This window comes from Duodenibacillus massiliensis (genome assembly GCF_928721995.1).
Lineage (GTDB): Bacteria > Pseudomonadota > Gammaproteobacteria > Burkholderiales > Burkholderiaceae_F > Duodenibacillus > Duodenibacillus massiliensis.
Genome location: NZ_OV788642.1, coordinates 670,987 through 685,686 on the forward strand (window position 1 = coordinate 670,987; position 14,700 = coordinate 685,686).

At 56.1% G+C, this 14,700-nt stretch carries 17 protein-coding genes; 6 read left to right on the plus strand and 11 right to left on the minus strand.

Annotation, left to right across the window (positions count from 1 at the left end; genetic code table 11):
- Nucleotides 1-91: 91 nt before the first annotated feature.
- The 4 genes from NXF97_RS02990 (at nucleotide 92) to NXF97_RS03005 (ending at nucleotide 2,809) form a co-directional block, all read left to right on the plus strand.
- A complete protein-coding gene (locus NXF97_RS02990) occupies nucleotides 92-670 on the plus strand; it encodes a DMT family transporter (RefSeq protein WP_274956429.1) in 579 nt (192 codons plus the stop codon).
- A 21-nt stretch (nucleotides 671-691) separates the two neighbouring features.
- Entirely contained in the window at nucleotides 692-1,105 is a 414-nt protein-coding gene (gene tnpA, locus NXF97_RS02995) for an IS200/IS605 family transposase (RefSeq protein ID WP_074009392.1), read from the plus strand.
- Between the two features lie 109 nt (nucleotides 1,106-1,214).
- Entirely contained in the window at nucleotides 1,215-2,282 is a 1,068-nt protein-coding gene (locus tag NXF97_RS03000; RefSeq protein ID WP_274956430.1) for an RNA-guided endonuclease InsQ/TnpB family protein, read from the plus strand.
- Nucleotides 2,283-2,344: 62 nt separating this feature from the next.
- A complete protein-coding gene (locus tag NXF97_RS03005) occupies nucleotides 2,345-2,809 on the plus strand; it encodes an EamA family transporter (RefSeq protein WP_274956431.1) in 465 nt (154 codons plus the stop codon).
- Here the strand turns inward: NXF97_RS03005 and NXF97_RS03010 are convergent, their stop codons facing one another.
- The 11 genes from NXF97_RS03010 to ccmA all read right to left on the minus strand — a co-directional run bounded on the left by NXF97_RS03010 (nucleotide 2,810) and on the right by ccmA (nucleotide 11,809).
- Nucleotides 2,810-3,577: an SIMPL domain-containing protein gene (locus NXF97_RS03010; RefSeq protein ID WP_074009937.1), complete on the minus strand. Its 768-nt coding sequence runs from the start codon at nucleotides 3,575-3,577 to the stop codon at nucleotides 2,810-2,812. It lies immediately after the preceding gene.
- A 249-nt stretch (nucleotides 3,578-3,826) separates the two neighbouring features.
- Nucleotides 3,827-4,468, minus strand: coding sequence for a DJ-1/PfpI family protein (locus tag NXF97_RS03015; protein ID WP_274956432.1), 642 nt, complete (start codon nucleotides 4,466-4,468; stop codon nucleotides 3,827-3,829).
- A 163-nt stretch (nucleotides 4,469-4,631) separates the two neighbouring features.
- Nucleotides 4,632-5,915 carry a c-type cytochrome biogenesis protein CcmI gene (gene ccmI / locus NXF97_RS03020; protein WP_274956433.1) on the minus strand — a complete coding sequence of 428 codons (1,284 nt, stop codon included), beginning with the start codon at nucleotides 5,913-5,915 and terminating at the stop codon, nucleotides 4,632-4,634.
- A 3-nt stretch (nucleotides 5,916-5,918) separates the two neighbouring features.
- Nucleotides 5,919-6,410 carry a cytochrome c-type biogenesis protein gene (locus tag NXF97_RS03025; RefSeq protein WP_022373821.1) on the minus strand — a complete coding sequence of 164 codons (492 nt, stop codon included), beginning with the start codon at nucleotides 6,408-6,410 and terminating at the stop codon, nucleotides 5,919-5,921.
- A complete protein-coding gene (locus NXF97_RS03030) occupies nucleotides 6,407-6,940 on the minus strand; it encodes a DsbE family thiol:disulfide interchange protein (protein WP_074009935.1) in 534 nt (177 codons plus the stop codon). The genes NXF97_RS03025 and NXF97_RS03030 overlap by 4 nt, the downstream gene beginning before the upstream one ends.
- 2 nt (nucleotides 6,941-6,942) lie before the next feature.
- Complete coding sequence (locus NXF97_RS03035; protein WP_022373823.1) at nucleotides 6,943-8,916, minus strand: heme lyase CcmF/NrfE family subunit; 1,974 nt, start codon at nucleotides 8,914-8,916, stop codon at nucleotides 6,943-6,945.
- 37 nt (nucleotides 8,917-8,953) lie between these two features.
- Entirely contained in the window at nucleotides 8,954-9,445 is a 492-nt protein-coding gene (gene ccmE / locus NXF97_RS03040; protein ID WP_274956434.1) for a cytochrome c maturation protein CcmE, read from the minus strand.
- 58 nt (nucleotides 9,446-9,503) lie between these two features.
- A complete protein-coding gene (gene ccmD / locus NXF97_RS03045) occupies nucleotides 9,504-9,683 on the minus strand; it encodes a heme exporter protein CcmD (RefSeq protein ID WP_274956435.1) in 180 nt (59 codons plus the stop codon).
- Nucleotide 9,684: 1 nt separating this feature from the next.
- Complete coding sequence (ccmC, locus tag NXF97_RS03050) at nucleotides 9,685-10,413, minus strand: heme ABC transporter permease CcmC (RefSeq protein WP_074009932.1); 729 nt, start codon at nucleotides 10,411-10,413, stop codon at nucleotides 9,685-9,687.
- 24 nt (nucleotides 10,414-10,437) lie between these two features.
- Nucleotides 10,438-11,106: a heme exporter protein CcmB gene (gene ccmB / locus NXF97_RS03055; RefSeq protein WP_022373827.1), complete on the minus strand. Its 669-nt coding sequence runs from the start codon at nucleotides 11,104-11,106 to the stop codon at nucleotides 10,438-10,440.
- Complete coding sequence (gene ccmA / locus NXF97_RS03060) at nucleotides 11,099-11,809, minus strand: cytochrome c biogenesis heme-transporting ATPase CcmA (protein WP_074009931.1); 711 nt, start codon at nucleotides 11,807-11,809, stop codon at nucleotides 11,099-11,101. Before ccmA ends, ccmB begins: the two co-directional genes overlap by 8 nt.
- Nucleotides 11,810-12,003: 194 nt before the next feature.
- On the opposite strand from ccmA, the gene NXF97_RS03065 reads away from it, so the two are divergent.
- The gene (locus tag NXF97_RS03065) at nucleotides 12,004-12,846 is read left to right on the plus strand and encodes an RNA-guided endonuclease InsQ/TnpB family protein (RefSeq protein WP_274956436.1); all 843 of its coding nucleotides are present in this window, start codon (nucleotides 12,004-12,006) and stop codon (nucleotides 12,844-12,846) included.
- Nucleotides 12,847-13,278: 432 nt separating this feature from the next.
- Entirely contained in the window at nucleotides 13,279-14,643 is a 1,365-nt protein-coding gene (locus tag NXF97_RS03070) for an MATE family efflux transporter (RefSeq protein WP_274956437.1), read from the plus strand.
- Nucleotides 14,644-14,700 lie beyond the last annotated feature (57 nt).

Sequence of the window (14,700 nt, forward strand, 5' to 3'; positions counted from 1 at the left end):
GGACGTTTTCCTCAGATCAACGCCGCCGGACTTTCGCTGCCGCCCTTCGTATTATCATCCGCCCGTTTTCGTTAAGGCAGACGGTGCAGGAATGCAGTTATCCAATTCCACCAAAGGTATTTTGCTGGCGTTACTCGGTGCAAGCGCCTGGGGCGCGATGGGTGTTGCGGGTCAAAACGTCCTGCAGCACTTTTCTTTTACACCCTGGGACCTTGTGAGTCTCAGGCTTCTTTGTGCCGGAAGCATTCTTCTGATTCTGCTGTTTCTGCAGCGCGGAAAAGCTGCTCTTGCTCCCATGCAAAATAAGCGCGACGCCTTTGACATCACGCTTTGCGGCATCATGATCGGAGTGTCGCAACTCACGTTTTTCCTCGCGATTTTTTACCTTAACGCCGGCACCGCGACCATTTTCCAGTCGATGACGCCCTTATTCATGGTGCTCTACCTCGCGCTTTTTGCCCACAGACGTGTGCGGGTCTTTGAGATGGGCTGCATGCTCTGCGCCGTGGTGGGCGTAACGCTTCTTGTCACCAAGGGGGACTTAAGCTCGGTTCATCTCTCCCTCACCGGGTGCCTGTGGTCGCTTGCCGCGATCATCACCTTCATAGAAATTCCGCGAGGAAACCCGCGTCTTCAGACGCGGGAGGAATCTCGGCTGTTTTTATTTTAAAAAATTGGTACCATACGCACTATGCTAAACATCGTTTACAGCAGAAACTGCGTCTATCAGACAGCTTACCATATGGTATGGTGCCCCCAGTACAGGAAATCCGTTCTCAGGGGTGGTGTTGCGCAGTCTCTGCGTGAGTTGCTTGAAAGTATATGCGCTGAAAGAAAGTATGAGATACTTTCTTTGGAGATTCAGCCGGATCACCTGCACCTGTTTGTCAGTTTTCCGCCGTCCGTCAGCATTGCCGACGCGGTGAGAGTATTGAAGGGTGCCAGTGCAAGGATGCTGCTGATGCGGCATCCGGAACTCAAAAATGAACTTTGGGCAGGCCATCTTTGGTCGCCTTCTTACTACGTCGGAACAGCAGGCAGTGTCAGTGCGGAAACGATCAAAAGCTACATCGAAAGGACTGAACACATCCGCGGACGGCGTTAGACGCGTTGAGGGGAGCGGCAAGTGTGTCCGCACAGCCTGCGTTCGGCTGGAACTACTCGATCCGGCAGCACACGAAAAGCTCGCAGCAACGCAGAGACTCTATGCGCAGGTGTGTAACTTTGTAGTTCCGACAGTAGCGGCGGACCGCACGAAGAGGCTCTGGCAGCGTTTCGCGCTGCATCACGCAGTTTATGACAAGATCAAGGCAAAATTTCCGGATCTCGGCAGCCAGTATGCCTGTAACGTCATCCGCTCGGTGTCGGCAGCCTACAAGACGGAGCTTGCCAAGCATCCGGCACAGCTCAAAAGTGAGGACAAGAAGCTCAAGACGCTGGTGTTCAGGCACCCCTCGGTTCACGTCGACAAGAACACGCTGACATTTTTCCCTGACGGCACTGTTTCAATTTCAACCATCAGCGGTCGGATTCGGGCACGTCTGTGCCCCGGCCCTTTTCAAAAAGAGTTGCTGGCTTCGGGAAAGCGTAAGGAGTGCAACCTTGTTCTGCATCCCCGGAGAGGCCGGAAAGAAGCGTTTTGGGAGCTTCACATCGCAGTGGAGTCCCAAGGTTGTTCGGGCGAAGAGCATTTAAAGAATCTGAAAGCCGACGAGATCATGGGTATTGATGTCGGCGAGAACAATATTGCGGCCGTCAGCACGGGCCGTATTTGGAAAGCAGGAGCATTAAAGGATAAAAGAGACCGATATATGAGTCAGAGAAAGCGTCTTCAGCGCAACGGCTCTCAGAGTGCCAGACAGCACCTGAAAAAAGCCTCAGGCCGAGAAAGACGCCATGTGACTCATGTCAATAACGTTGTAAGCAAAGAGATTGTGCAGGAAGCCGCAAAGCGGGGTATCAAGTTAATCGCCCTGGAAGACCTGACGCATATCCGGGATCACATCAAGGCCGGGAAACGCATCAGAAGCCGACTGCACCGCTGGTCTTTCCGTGAGTTGCAGGAGATGATTGTTTACAAAGCGGCAACCGCTGGAATCCGGTGTGTTTTCCTGGATCCGCGCTATACAAGCCAGACATGCTCACAGTGCGGGGCACCGGGCAAACGCCATAAGCACGGGTTTTGCTGCAGCCAATGTGGTCACCTTGCGCACAGCGACTTGAATGCGAGCCGCAACCTGCAGGGTCTGTGCCGACAGCTGTCAGCACAGGGGCTGATGTAAACCAGCCTTATGTTGGGCCGTGTGATGCGGTTACAATAAAGCCCCCGTCTTCAGACGGGGGATTGTTTACCATCTATACGCTGCAACCCAAACGCGTCATGGCGCGCGTCGGAGGCACAACACCCGTTGTGAGCTGGGGGATTTTTATCGGCGGCGTTATTGCCTGCTTTATCAATCCGCCCTGGGCCTCTCACGCACAGTGGACCTGGGAGTCCTCGCTTTGCTTTGCCTTTATTGTGATCGTGGGGACCGTCATTGCGCTTACGGCGTTTCTTGCAAGCACCCGCTACATTTCGCCTGCGATTGCCTCGATGCTCACAAGTGCCGAACCGCTCGTAGCCGTGGTTTTGTCGGTCATGCTGCTCGGAGTCACCATGACGTGGATTGAAATTTTTGGCGGCGTCATCATTGTGGTAGCGGTGACAGCACAGTCACTCAACGCCCGGCGCCTTGAAAAAGAACAGGCGCAGGTCGAGGCCGTTTTGTCAGCCCGTCGCCGCGCCCGCGCGAATGTGGAAAAACAGTGATTAACGGATAACGGCCTTTGCCTGCACCGTCATCGTCACCGACGTATCACCGGCTTCAAAAACCGGGAGTGCAGCGCTTGCCTTACCGGCTGCGGCGTCCATCACGGCACTGGCCCTGAGCATCCGGGGCGCATAGTAGTTGCCGCTACCGTTAAAGGAGAGACTTTCAATCCTCACGTCAGAGGCGGTCTTGCCGAGCGCTTTGGCCGCTTCCACAGCTTTTTTGGCGGCGTTTTCAATCGCCATACGGGTGAGCGTCCCCTGCATAGCTTCCTGCGCTTCGCGGCTCAGGGAGAAATTCACACTTTCAAAGGCAAAGTACTTCTGTGCTGCCTGAGCGATCTTGGCGGCGCTTTCCGCGTCCTTGACGGTGATCTGCACGTTCTGACGGACCTGCCAGCCGGTGATCTTCGGGGCAGCAGTCTTTGTGCGCGCCGTCTTTACGGTGTCGCTGTAGTGCGGCCAGCTTGAGAGCTGCGTCGTTTCATAACGGGCATCGAGGCCAAGTTTTTTGAGTTCGGTGAGCCCCGTGTTCGTAGCTTCAATCACCTTGCGCGCAACGTCAGCCGCATCAGCACCGATTTCCGTGCAGTAGAGATTCACGACGGCTTCGTTGTTTGTCTGTGTGAGCGTTGCCTGACCGGTAAGCATCACTTCCGTACCGTTACGGCCCGTCTGCACGCCTTCAGGAAGCTGAGCAAGCGCGGCAGAGCCGGCCGCGGCAAGCGTTACAAAAGCCAGAATCTTCAGAGAATGCGTTGCTCTCATTTTTTATGTCCTTTTTGTTGTTAAGTACTGCTCAGAGCCTATTGTGCCCGCCTTTTTCCTTTAAAAACTCATTCTGCAACACCCCGAAACAGAGCTTTGCAAAGGCTCGCGCTCCGTAACGGCTGCGGCCCGGGAAGTTACAAAAAACCGCCGGACTCTCTGACAGAGACGGCGGTTTTTTGCTGCAAAAGAGCAGAACGACATTACGGCGCCACGCAGTCGATGACGTTCTTCTGCACCCGCAGTCCGTTAACCTGCCGTAAACGGGTCGTCCGCCGGATCCGCGCTTCGGCGATACTCGGTAAATGCCGCAATACGGCGAGCTTCGTTTTCTCCATACCGGTCAGCAATAAACCCGAGCGCCATATCCATGCCGGCCGTAATACCCGAGGACGTGTAGAACTTACCGTCTGCTACCCGGCGGGCTTTCTTCTGCCAATTTACATCCGGCACGCGCTTCATCACCATGGGCAGTGCCTTTTTGTTGCTCGTCGCTTTGCGTCCCTTCAGAAGTCCTGTCTGCGCCACGAGAAATGAGCCTGTACAAACCGTGAGCACATATTCTGCTTTTTGTGCCGCGGCTTTACCTGCCTCAAAAAACGCTTTCTCTTTGGGCAGAACCTGAGGCGCTGCGCCCGGCACAAGAAGAATTCTCACAGGATCCTCAGACACGAACTTTTCCGTCATCACCGGCACGCCCTGCGCGCTTTTGACAATGCCGCCGTCAAGCGACACAAACCGCATGGAGTCTGCAAGATTTCCGAGCATCTCCACCGGTCCCATAGCATCGATTGTTTCAAAACCGGGAAAAAACACGACGGTAAGATTGGCTTTTGCCGCGGTCGCGGTCGTTTGTCCGGCAACCGCAGGCAAAGCCGATGCCGGCATCATGAGCACCGCGGCTGCACTGCAGAGAGCCCGACGGCTCAGACGGGGTTTCAGACATCACTCATCTCCATCAAAAAGCACTTCAGACAACATAACGAAAAAAGCAGCGGGATCTGATTCCAGCTGCTTTTTCCGCTTAGCTTAAGGCGATACCGGAAGGCAAACCTTAAGGTACCACACGGTCAATCACAATCTTCACGCCTTCAGCCCCGACCTTAACGGTTCCGGCGGAACCCTCAAGATCGCCGGGACCGGGCATAAAGTTGCCGGAGCGGGAAACGCGCGCTTCAACAATGGCTTCCGTGACGTCAGCCAGGGTCTTCACGCCCATTCCCATCTGGCTCATGCCGTCAAGGCGGAAACTCGCGGGAAGGTTTGCCGCATCCAGGCGGATAAAGGCAACCGGCATTTTGCTGCCCGTCACACTGCGTGCAAACACAAAGACCGTTTCCTTACCGGTGAGTTTTCCCTTCATCGCGGGGGCCACATCCACCGTTCCGGTAATAAAGACCTTACCGGGCGCCGCGGCCTTTTCCTTCACGGGCGCTTTTTCCCCGGCAGGTGCCGGCTGCAGGGCGCTTGTCTCGGCAGGAAGTCCCCCCATGCGGCGGGCCTGCTCAATGTTTTCCGTGATCTGACGCCACTCTTCGCTGCCCTGCTCAGTGCCCGAACGCATGCGCTCCCAGTAAGTCACGGCACCCTTGAAGTCACGCTTGTCGTAGCAGAGCGTTCCCATCAGAGCCAGTGCCTTCCAGTGCATCGGATCGATTTTCAGAGCCTCTTCAATGAGTTCCTGAGGCTTACCTTCAATGGAACCTGTGGTCGCTGCCAGAACGTCCGCCCAGTCCGCGAGAACGTCCGGGTTGTGCGGCACAAGGCGGTTTACCTCAGCAAACGCGCGCGAACTTTCCTTCCAGTTTTTAAAAGACGCGTAGGTCTTGGCGAGCATCATCCAGCCGTCGGCGTTGTCGGGATTTTCCTTCAGACGGTCTTCCAGCAGTTTGATGGAATCCATCAGATCGGCTTCGGAGTGTCCCTGCATGCCGGTCATGTTCTGCTGCTGTTGCTGCATAAAGACCGGGTCCAGTGCCTGCGGAGACCCCAGGTACTCATACCCCACAAACGCAAGAACGGGGACAGCAACGACAATCACGAAGGCGGCGTAAAGCCCCTGACGGCCGTCGCGCCGCACGCTCTCCTCACCTTCAGCGGTCTCCTCGATCACACGGTGTTCGATTTCCGTCTTGGTCTCGGTGTACTCGTCCTCGGGAATTTTGCCTGCCTTGTAGTCGGCTTCAAGCTCGGCGTACTGAGCGCGCAAAAGCGCGAGGTTTTGCTCGGCTCTCACCTTTCCGGCATCCGCGCGGTGCTTTTTCACAAGCCCACAGACGATGAGGGCAAGCCCCGCCGCCGTCAGAATCAGGGCACAGATAATGAATGTAATGAGCATCGGTTACTCTCCGCGCAAGAGGGCGTCAGCCTTTTTACGCTCTTCGGGCGTTAAGGCCGTTTCCGTCTTCTGAACCGTCTGCTTGCGGCGGCGCAGGTTGATGTAAAAGCCAAGAAGCGCCGCAATGAAGAGCACGACGGGCCCGAGCCACAAAATAGCCGTTGACGCCTTAAAGGGCGGCTTGTAGAGCACAAAGTCGCCGTAGCGGTCCACCATGTAGTCGATGATTTCCTTATCGCTGCGGCCGGCCTTGATCTGCTCAATCACCTGATTTCTCAGGTCCACCGCAAGTTCCGCATTACTTTCAGCAATCGACTGGTTCTGGCACACGAGGCAACGGAGCTGCTCGGAAATGCCCAGAACGCGCTTGTGCGCCACCGGATCAAACTGCGTGGGCGCTGCTTCATGCGGGGCGGCCGCGGCCGGCGCTTCAGCCGCCGCGTACGAAGCAGAGAACGCGCACAGGCCCGCTAATACACAGATGAGCTTTTTCATTGCGCCTCCAGCTTGTCAATCAGCGGTTTGAGTTCGTTTTTCCAGATTTCAGGCGTCACCGGCCCCACCACTTTGTGGCGGATCACACCTTTTTTGTCCACAAGGAACGTCTCGGGCGCACCGTAGACACCGAAGTCAATGGCGGTGCGGCCGTCAGCGTCCATCACGGACACGTCATAGGGATCTCCGAGGTTATCGAGCCACTGCAGTGCTGCAAAGCGCTTGTCACGGTAGTTGTAGCCCACGATGAAGATCTTTTCACCGGCGCGCTTTAACTGCACGTAAAAGGGATGCTCGTACTGGCAGGACTCACACCAGCTCGCCCAGACGTTTAAGAGGTAGACCTTCCCGAGAAGATCCTTCTTGGTTACGGTCTTTTGCGGGTCATGAAGCTGAGGCAGAGAAAACTCCGGCGCCGGCTTGTCAATCAGAGCAGACGGAACCTTTCTCGGATCCATGTAAAGGCCCTTTAAGAGGAACCCGGCAAGAAACAGAAATATCGCAAGAGGAATCAGAAACTTCCAACGCATATTTAAGCCTCCTTCACTGCGGCGTCCGCACCCTTGTCTTCACGGCGGCGCAGACGGTAGCGTCTGTCGGTCATCGCCAAAAGGCCGCCCAAGGCCATGATGATCGTGCCCCACCAGATCCATGTCACAAAGGGCTTGGAGTAAGCGCGCACAATCCAGCCGCCGTCAGGCGTCGGCTCACCGAGACTTACATAGATGTCGCCGGTGATCGAGTGGCGGATCGCGGCTTCGGTCATGGGCATGGAGCGGGACGAGAAGTAATTGCGCTTTTCAGGATAAAGCCGCGTGATTTCCTTGCCTTCACGCGTCACGGTGAAGTCACCGCGCACAGCCGTGTAGTTCTGACCGCGCACTTCCTTCGTGCCGTTAAAGACAAAGCTGTAACCGGCAACCGTCACCTGTTCGCCCACGTACATGCGCACATCGCGTTCGGCCGGGTAGCCCTTCACAAGAGCCACACCGATCACAAAAACGGCCACGCCCAGGTGCGCGAGCTGCATGCCCCAGAAAGCACGCGGATGACGGAAAAGTTTCGCAAAGAAACTGCCCTGCATGTTGCGGCCGCGGTCGATGATGTTGTAGACCACGGTAATGGCAACCCAAACCGCAAGCGTCACGCCGATAAAGACCCAGTGGCTCCAGCGTCCCATGAGGAAAGGCACCACGGCGGCAATCACAATGGCCGCGGCAAAGCACCACCAGAGCTTCTTGGTAAGCGTAAGCGGATCGGCTTCCTTCCAGCGGGCAAACGGAGCCACGCCCAAAAGGAAGAGCATCGGCAGCATGATCGGCCCGAAGACCGAGTCAAAGTACGGGGGCCCGACCGAGATCTTGCCGGCGTTTAAAGCGTCAAGGAACAAGGGATAGAGTGTTCCCAGAAGAACCGCGCCCATCGCGACAACAAGAAGCACGTTGTTCACAAGAAGCATCGACTCGCGACTTACCATCGAGAAGTTGCCTCCGAGGCCCACCGTGGGAGCACGCCAGGCAAACAGAAGGAACGACAGGCCGATCACGATGATGAGGAAGGCGAGAATAAACACGCCGCGTTCCGGATCAGTCGCAAACGCGTGAACGGACGTGAGAACCCCCGAGCGCACGAGGAAGGTCCCAAGAAGCGAGAGCGAAAAGGTGATGATCGCAAGGAGCACCGTCCAGATCTTGAAGCACCCGCGCTTTTCCGTCACGGCAAGGCTGTGCATCAGCGCAGTACCGGTCAACCACGGCATAAAGGAGCTGTTTTCCACCGGATCCCAGAACCACCAGCCGCCCCAGCCGAGTTCGTAGTAGGCCCAGTAGGAACCCAAACTGATGCCGAGCGTGAGAAGAATCCACGCCGCCGTCGTCCACGGACGCATCCAGCGCGCCCAGGCCACATCGAGCTTACCGCTGATCAGGGCTGCGAGCGCGAAGGCAAAGGGCACGGAAAAGCCCACGTAGCCCAGATACAGAAGCGGCGGATGAAAGACCATCCCCGGGTCCTGCAGCAGGGGATTTAAGTCAGCCCCTTCGGGAGCGGCCGGGAAAAGGCGCTGGAAGGGGTTGGAGGTAAAGAGCATGAACGCCAGAAAGCCCATGAGCACAAGGCCCATGATGCCTAAAACACGCGCCATCATTTCTTCGGAAAGCCGGCGGCTTGCGAAGGAAACAGCCAAAGCCCACCAGGAAAGCGTCACTGACCAGAACAGAATCGAGCCCTCGTGGCTGCCCCAGGTTGCCGCCACCTTGTAGTACCAGGGCAAAAGCGAATTGGAGTTGTTCGCCACGTTGAGCACAGTGAAGTCACTGATATAGAAGCAGTACGCGAGCGAGGCGAAGGCCACCGTCAGAAAAAGCGCGTTGGCGCTGGCGCACATGCGTCCGGCCGCCATCCAGGACGAGATTCCGCGGGCGGCGCCGACAAGCGGCAGCACCCCCTGAATCACGGCCACGATGAGCGCCAGAATCAGTGCAAAATGACCGATTTCCGCTATCACGGGATATCTCCCTTATCCGAGAAGTTTGTTGATTGAATTACTGCTTGGAGTGCGCCATCGACACACCCTCTTCGGCATTTTTATAGTCAGCCGTACGCATGGCGGCATGAGCCTTGTCCACAGCGTCCTGCGCCTCAGGCGGCATGTAGTTTTCGTCGTGTTTGGCAAGCACTTCGCTGCAGACGAAAACGCCCTGATCGTTTAACTTACCCTGAGCCACAACGCCCTTACCTTCCTTAAAGAGGTCGGGGAGAATCCCCTTAAACTGCGCGGGGATCACGGCTCCGGTATCGGTGATGCCGAAACTCACCGTAACGCCGTCTTCAAGGCGCTTGACGGAGCCGGGCATCACCATCCCGCCCATACGGAAGGTACGGCCCTTGGGGGCTTCCTGCGCCTGCACCTGCATGGGGGAATAGAAAAACACCAGGTTTTCGTTAAAAGCGGAAAGCATCAGGTAGGCCCCGACGCCCACAACGGCAACCGCGCCGGCAATCAAAGCCAGTCGTTTGGCAGCTCGATTCTCCATAGTTCTCTGCTCCTTGGGATCAATAAAGCGGTTAAAAACTGTGTTCTTTTAATGGGGCTTACGCCTCAATCTCGGCGCGCGCCGCTTCTTTTTTCACGCGCCCGAGGGCCGCCTTGCGGCGTCTTACATGCATAAAACTTTCAGCGATCACAAGAAACGTGGCCATTCCGTAGGCACTCCAGACATAAAAGCCGTGGCCGTCCATGTCGAGAAAATGCGTAATTGAAGTCCAGTCCATGTTACTTACCCTCCTTCACAAGCGCCTGTACCCACGTCTGCCGGCGTTCACGTTCCAGAATCATCGAGCGCGCACGCACAAAAGTTGAGGCAAAACTGTAGATCCAGAAGGCCACAACCATCAAAAGCAGCGTGTAGAGCATGATCGGAGCGATAGAAGAACCTTTGCTCGTGATCGAAGCGCCCTGATGCAGCGTGTTCCACCACTTCACCGAGAAATAAATGATCGGGACGTTCACAACGCCCACAATCGCGATCACGGCACAGGCCTTGTCGGCACGGCGGTGATCGGCAATCGCGCTCTGAAGCGCCAGAAAACCGAGGTAAAGAAAGAGAAGGATGAGTTCACTTGTCAGACGCGCGTCCCACACCCAGTGGGTTCCCCATGTGGGGCGTCCCCAGAAAGATCCCGAAAAAAGCGCAAGAAACGCCATCAGGGCCCCGGTGGGCGCCATCGCGGCCGAGAAAATCGAGCACATCTTGTTGTTGGTCACAAGCGCCGCAGCGGAAAAGACCGCCATCACAACATAGATGAGCATGCTCATCCAGGCACTTGCCACGTGAATAAAGATGATGCGGTAGGAGTTACCCTGCGTGGCGTCAATGGGGCAGACAAAAAAGCCGAGGTAAAACGCGACGGCGGCGCAGACGGCCGCAAGGCCGTAGAGCCACTTCACCGAATAACCCGCGGTACGGTAAAAACCTTCCGGGGTAAAAAATGCGTTCTTCATGCTTCTCCTTGATGGGGTGTAGTTTTACTGCAGTGAAATCCGAAGGGCGGCCGCCACCGCAAAGGGCGCTGCGGCAAGCGCAAAAAAGCTCAGTCCGGCGGTGACCATGAGGTAGGCCGCAGGGCTCACGCTGATGGCGACCTGCACGGTTGCGCCTGCGCCGAAAATCAAAACCGGAATGTAAAGCGGCAGCACCAGAAGGCTCGTTAAGACGGAACCAGCTCTGAGTCCCAGGGTGAGCGCCGCACCGATTGCCCCCACAAGACTTAAGACCGGTGTGCCGAGCAAAAGGGAAAACATCAGCACCGCCGTCTGATCAACCGGGAGGTCAAACAAAATACCGAAAACGGCCGCAAAAACCGTGATCGGAATCCCGGTGACGAGCCAGTGCGCAACGACTTTGCCGACCACGATGACGCTTAAGGGTTCGGCGGAAATGAGCATCTGCTCGAGCGTTCCGTCGGCGTAGTCCAGGGCAAAAATGCGCGGCAGCGACAAAAGAGCCGCCAAAAGAGCCGCCACCCACACCACGCCCGGGGCCATCGTTCTTAAGACGTTTTGTTCGGCTCCGACCCCGAGCGGCACCAGCGTCACGACGACCGCGAAAAAGAAGATCGTTTGAACAAGGTCGCTTTTTTGCCGCAGTGCAAGCATCAGGTCGCGGCGGACCACCGAGAGAAAGAGATTAAACATGATCACCTCCCCCGAGGCACGCCTGTGCCTTCTTTTTGCGTTTTGGGGCAAAGGCGGAGACGTCCACCGTGAGTTTCTTTTCCTCAGGGACGTCCACGGCACACTCCTGGTGGGTGGTGTAAATGACGATGCCGCCCGCCCTGACATGCCGGGCAACGGCGTCCGAAAGGTTCGCCACGCTCTGAACGTCAAGCGCCGTAAAGGGTTCATCCAGAATCCAGACGGGCTTCATTTCGCTCACAAAAAGGCGCGCAAGCGCCACGCGCCGCCTCTGCCCCTGGCTTAATTCCCCGGTTGTATGTTCGGTGAAGTCTGTAAGTCCGACGGCGCCGAGCGCCTCGTTAATCTGACTGTCGGTGACAATGAGGTTTCCGAGCCGTGCGGCAATGCGCACATTTTCCCGGGCGCTCAGATCGTCCTTGACGCCGTTCATGTGGCCGATATAGACGAGATCGCGGTGAAAGTCTTCCCTGAGCTTTGTGATGGACTCGCCCTTATAGAGAATTTCGCCGGCGTCGGGAACCATAAGCCCCGTCAAAAGCCTCAGAAGGCTTGTTTTACCGGTGCCGTTTGCGCCGGCAAGGCGCACAAGCGTGCCCGGAGGCGCTTCAAACGCGAGCCCCCTGAAAAGCAGTCTCTCACCGCGCTCGAGCTCAAGACCGCAGACACTGAGCCCGTTGCGCGCAACAGCAGAATTTGACATAAATCCCGGGATCCTTCTTTTAGCGGCAGACAACCCCTTTTTGCAGGGGCTTTGCTGAACGCTTATATCCGCCCGAAGGCAGACTTTCTGACTAGTCCGCTGAGTCTAGTCAAAACCGATTAACCAAATCTTACAAAAAACCCGGCCGAGGCCGGGTTTTTCGAATTTCGCATTTCCGCATCATCAAGACGCTGGTGTTCAGGCACCCCTGCGTTCACGTCGACAAGAACACGCTGACATTTTTCCCTGACGGCACTGTTTCAATTTCAACCATCAGCGGTTGGATTCGGGCACGTCTGTGCCCCGGCCCTTTTCAAAAAGAGTTGCCGGCTTCGGGAAAGCGTAAGGAGTGCAACCTTGTTCTGCATCCCCGGAGAGGCCGGAAAGAAGCGTTTTGGGAGCTTCACATCGCTGTGGAGTCCCAAGGTTGTTCGGGCGAAGAGCATTTAAAGAATCTGAAAGCCGACGAGATCATGGGTATTGATGTCGGCGAGAACAATATTGCGGCCGTCAGCACGGGCCGTATTTGGAAAGCAGGAGCATTAAAGAATAAAAGAGACCGATATATGAGTCAGAGAAAGCGTCTTCAGCGCAACGGCTCTCAGAGTGCCAGACAGCACCTGAAAAAAGCCTCAGGCCGAGAAAGACGCCATGTGACGCATGTCAATAACGTTGTAAGCAAAGAGATTGTGCAGGAAGCCGCAAAGCGGGGTATCAAGTTAATCGCCCTGGAAGACCTGACGCATATCCGGGATCACATCAAGGCCGGGAAACGCATCAGAAGCCGACTGCACCGCTGGTCTTTCCGTGAGTTGCAGGAGATGATTGTTTACAAAGCGGCAGCCGCTGGAATCCGGTGTGTTTTCCTGGATCCGCGCTATACAAGCCAGACATGCTCACAGTGCGGGGCACCGGGCAAACGCCATAAGCACGGGTTCCGCTGCAGCCAATGTGGTCACCTTGCGCACAGCGACTTGAATGCGAGCCGCAACCTGCAGGGTCTGTGCCGACAGCTGTCAGCACAGGGGCTGATGTAAACCAGCCTTATGTTGGGCCGTGTGATGCGGTTACAATAAACCCCCCGTCATCAGACGGGGGTTGTTTACGTGTGTCTCCTCCCGGATGGGAAAGTCGTACTTCTTGTTGTCAGAGATTTTTTATTGGGGTTTTACTGCGTCTGCGGGGCTCTCCGACACCGCCTTAAGCGCTGATTTCATGCCGAATTGTGTCTGCGCCCCGAAACGCCTGCCAAAGGACGATACCTTAAAGCGGGCTGAAAATTAAGCTTGTCTATTAATTATAAAGGATTAGTCGACCGTAAAACCTGTTTCGACCCAATAAATATGCACATTCGTACTTTTTTCCTGCCTGAAAAAAGAATCCTGCCTTAAGAATCGGTTGCCGCCCGTCCGAAGCTTAAAATCGGCCGAAAAAGCGCTTCATCCGACGGTTTTCACGATACACGCACCATGTCACAGGCCAAGGAACTCAACCTTCTCGAGGGCTCCCTCTGGGACAAAATGATCATCATTGCGCTGCCGCTTGCCTTCACGGGCGTGCTGCAGCAGCTCTTTAATGCCGCCGACGTCGCTGTCCTCGGACACTACGTCTCAAGCGACGCAATGGCTGCCGTGGGAAACAACGTCCCGGTGATCGGTCTCATAGTGAGTCTGTGTATGGGGCTTGCGCTCGGCGTTAACGTCGTGACGGCCCGCTACCTCGGAATGCGGCAGAAAGAACTCGCTTCTGAAAGCGTACACACGGCTTTTGCACTGTCGGTCGCCTTTGGCGTTGCCATTGCCCTTTTGGGGGAAATCTTCTGCGGCTTCATCATGGATGTGCTTGACGTCCCTGAGAGCGTTCTCGGGCACGCCGAAGACTACCTGCGCGTCTACCTTGCGGGCATCCCTTTTATTGCGGTTTATAACTTCCTTGCTTCCGTCTTCAGAAGCAAGGGCGACACGAAAACCCCTTTGTGGGCGCTTTGCGCCGCAACGGTTTTTAATATTGCCGGAAACCTCTTTTTTGTTTTGGTCTGCGGCATGCAGGCCGGGGGCGTGGCGCTTGCGACGGCGCTTGCCAACGCTCTGGCCGCCGCCATTCTTGTGGTCTGCCTCATGCGGCGCGATGATGAATTAAGGCTCATCCCCGCCAGGCTTTTCACCGTCAACCGCACGGCACTGAAAAACATGGTGAGAATCGGGTGGCCCGCGGGACTGCAGAGTATGGTCTTTTCGCTTTCCAACCTCATCATTCAGGCGGCAATCAACAGTCTCGGACCTGCCGCGATGGCAGGAAGCGTCGCAGCCTTTACGATTGAAATCAACGTTTACTGCTTTATCAATGCCTTTGGCCTCACGGCCACCACGTTCGTGAGCCAGAACTGGGGCGCGGGAAACCTCGCGCGCTGCCGGCGCGCCACCCTCATTTCCATGGGGCTTAACTTTGCGGCGACCTTCGTTCTCGTAGCCTTTATCTGGATTTTCGCAAGAGAACTTCTCGCCTGCTTTACGACCGATGAGTCCGTTATTGCGCTGGGGCTTACCCGCATCTTCTGGGTGGTGCTGCCCGAACCGGTTAACGTCATCATGGAAACCTTGTCTGACGCCATGCGCGGTTTCGGTTATTCACTGCCTCCGGCAGTGGTGACATTGGTGTGCATCTGCTCGATCCGCGTACTCTGGGTTGCAACACTTTTTGCCGCCGACCCCACCTACAACATGCTCATGGCCGTCTACCCCGCAAGCTGGGTGGTGACGACGCTGATGCTCTGGTGGCTTTACCGGCGTCACCAAAAAACACTTGAGACAAAAACCGCAGGCAGTTTCGATTAAGTCTAGAAACGTATCTGTTTTCGCGCCTTTCGTCAGGTCTGTTTCAGCGTGAGCAAT

Coding starts and splice junctions, on each gene's coding strand:
- NXF97_RS03070 (WP_274956437.1), top strand. CDS start 13,279: ATGTCACAGGCCAAGGAACTCAACCTTCTCGAGGGCTCCCTCTGGGAC.
- ccmC (WP_074009932.1), bottom strand. CDS start 10,413: ATGAAGAACGCATTTTTTACCCCGGAAGGTTTTTACCGTACCGCGGGT.
- tnpA (WP_074009392.1), top strand. CDS start 692: ATGCTAAACATCGTTTACAGCAGAAACTGCGTCTATCAGACAGCTTAC.
- ccmA (WP_074009931.1), bottom strand. CDS start 11,809: ATGTCAAATTCTGCTGTTGCGCGCAACGGGCTCAGTGTCTGCGGTCTT.
- NXF97_RS03010 (WP_074009937.1), bottom strand. CDS start 3,577: ATGAGAGCAACGCATTCTCTGAAGATTCTGGCTTTTGTAACGCTTGCC.
- NXF97_RS03015 (WP_274956432.1), bottom strand. CDS start 4,468: ATGATGCCGGCATCGGCTTTGCCTGCGGTTGCCGGACAAACGACCGCG.
- NXF97_RS03030 (WP_074009935.1), bottom strand. CDS start 6,940: ATGCGTTGGAAGTTTCTGATTCCTCTTGCGATATTTCTGTTTCTTGCC.
- NXF97_RS02990 (WP_274956429.1), top strand. CDS start 92: ATGCAGTTATCCAATTCCACCAAAGGTATTTTGCTGGCGTTACTCGGT.
- ccmI (WP_274956433.1), bottom strand. CDS start 5,915: ATGCTCATTACATTCATTATCTGTGCCCTGATTCTGACGGCGGCGGGG.
- NXF97_RS03025 (WP_022373821.1), bottom strand. CDS start 6,410: ATGAAAAAGCTCATCTGTGTATTAGCGGGCCTGTGCGCGTTCTCTGCT.
- ccmB (WP_022373827.1), bottom strand. CDS start 11,106: ATGTTTAATCTCTTTCTCTCGGTGGTCCGCCGCGACCTGATGCTTGCA.
- ccmE (WP_274956434.1), bottom strand. CDS start 9,445: ATGGAGAATCGAGCTGCCAAACGACTGGCTTTGATTGCCGGCGCGGTT.
- ccmD (WP_274956435.1), bottom strand. CDS start 9,683: ATGGACTGGACTTCAATTACGCATTTTCTCGACATGGACGGCCACGGC.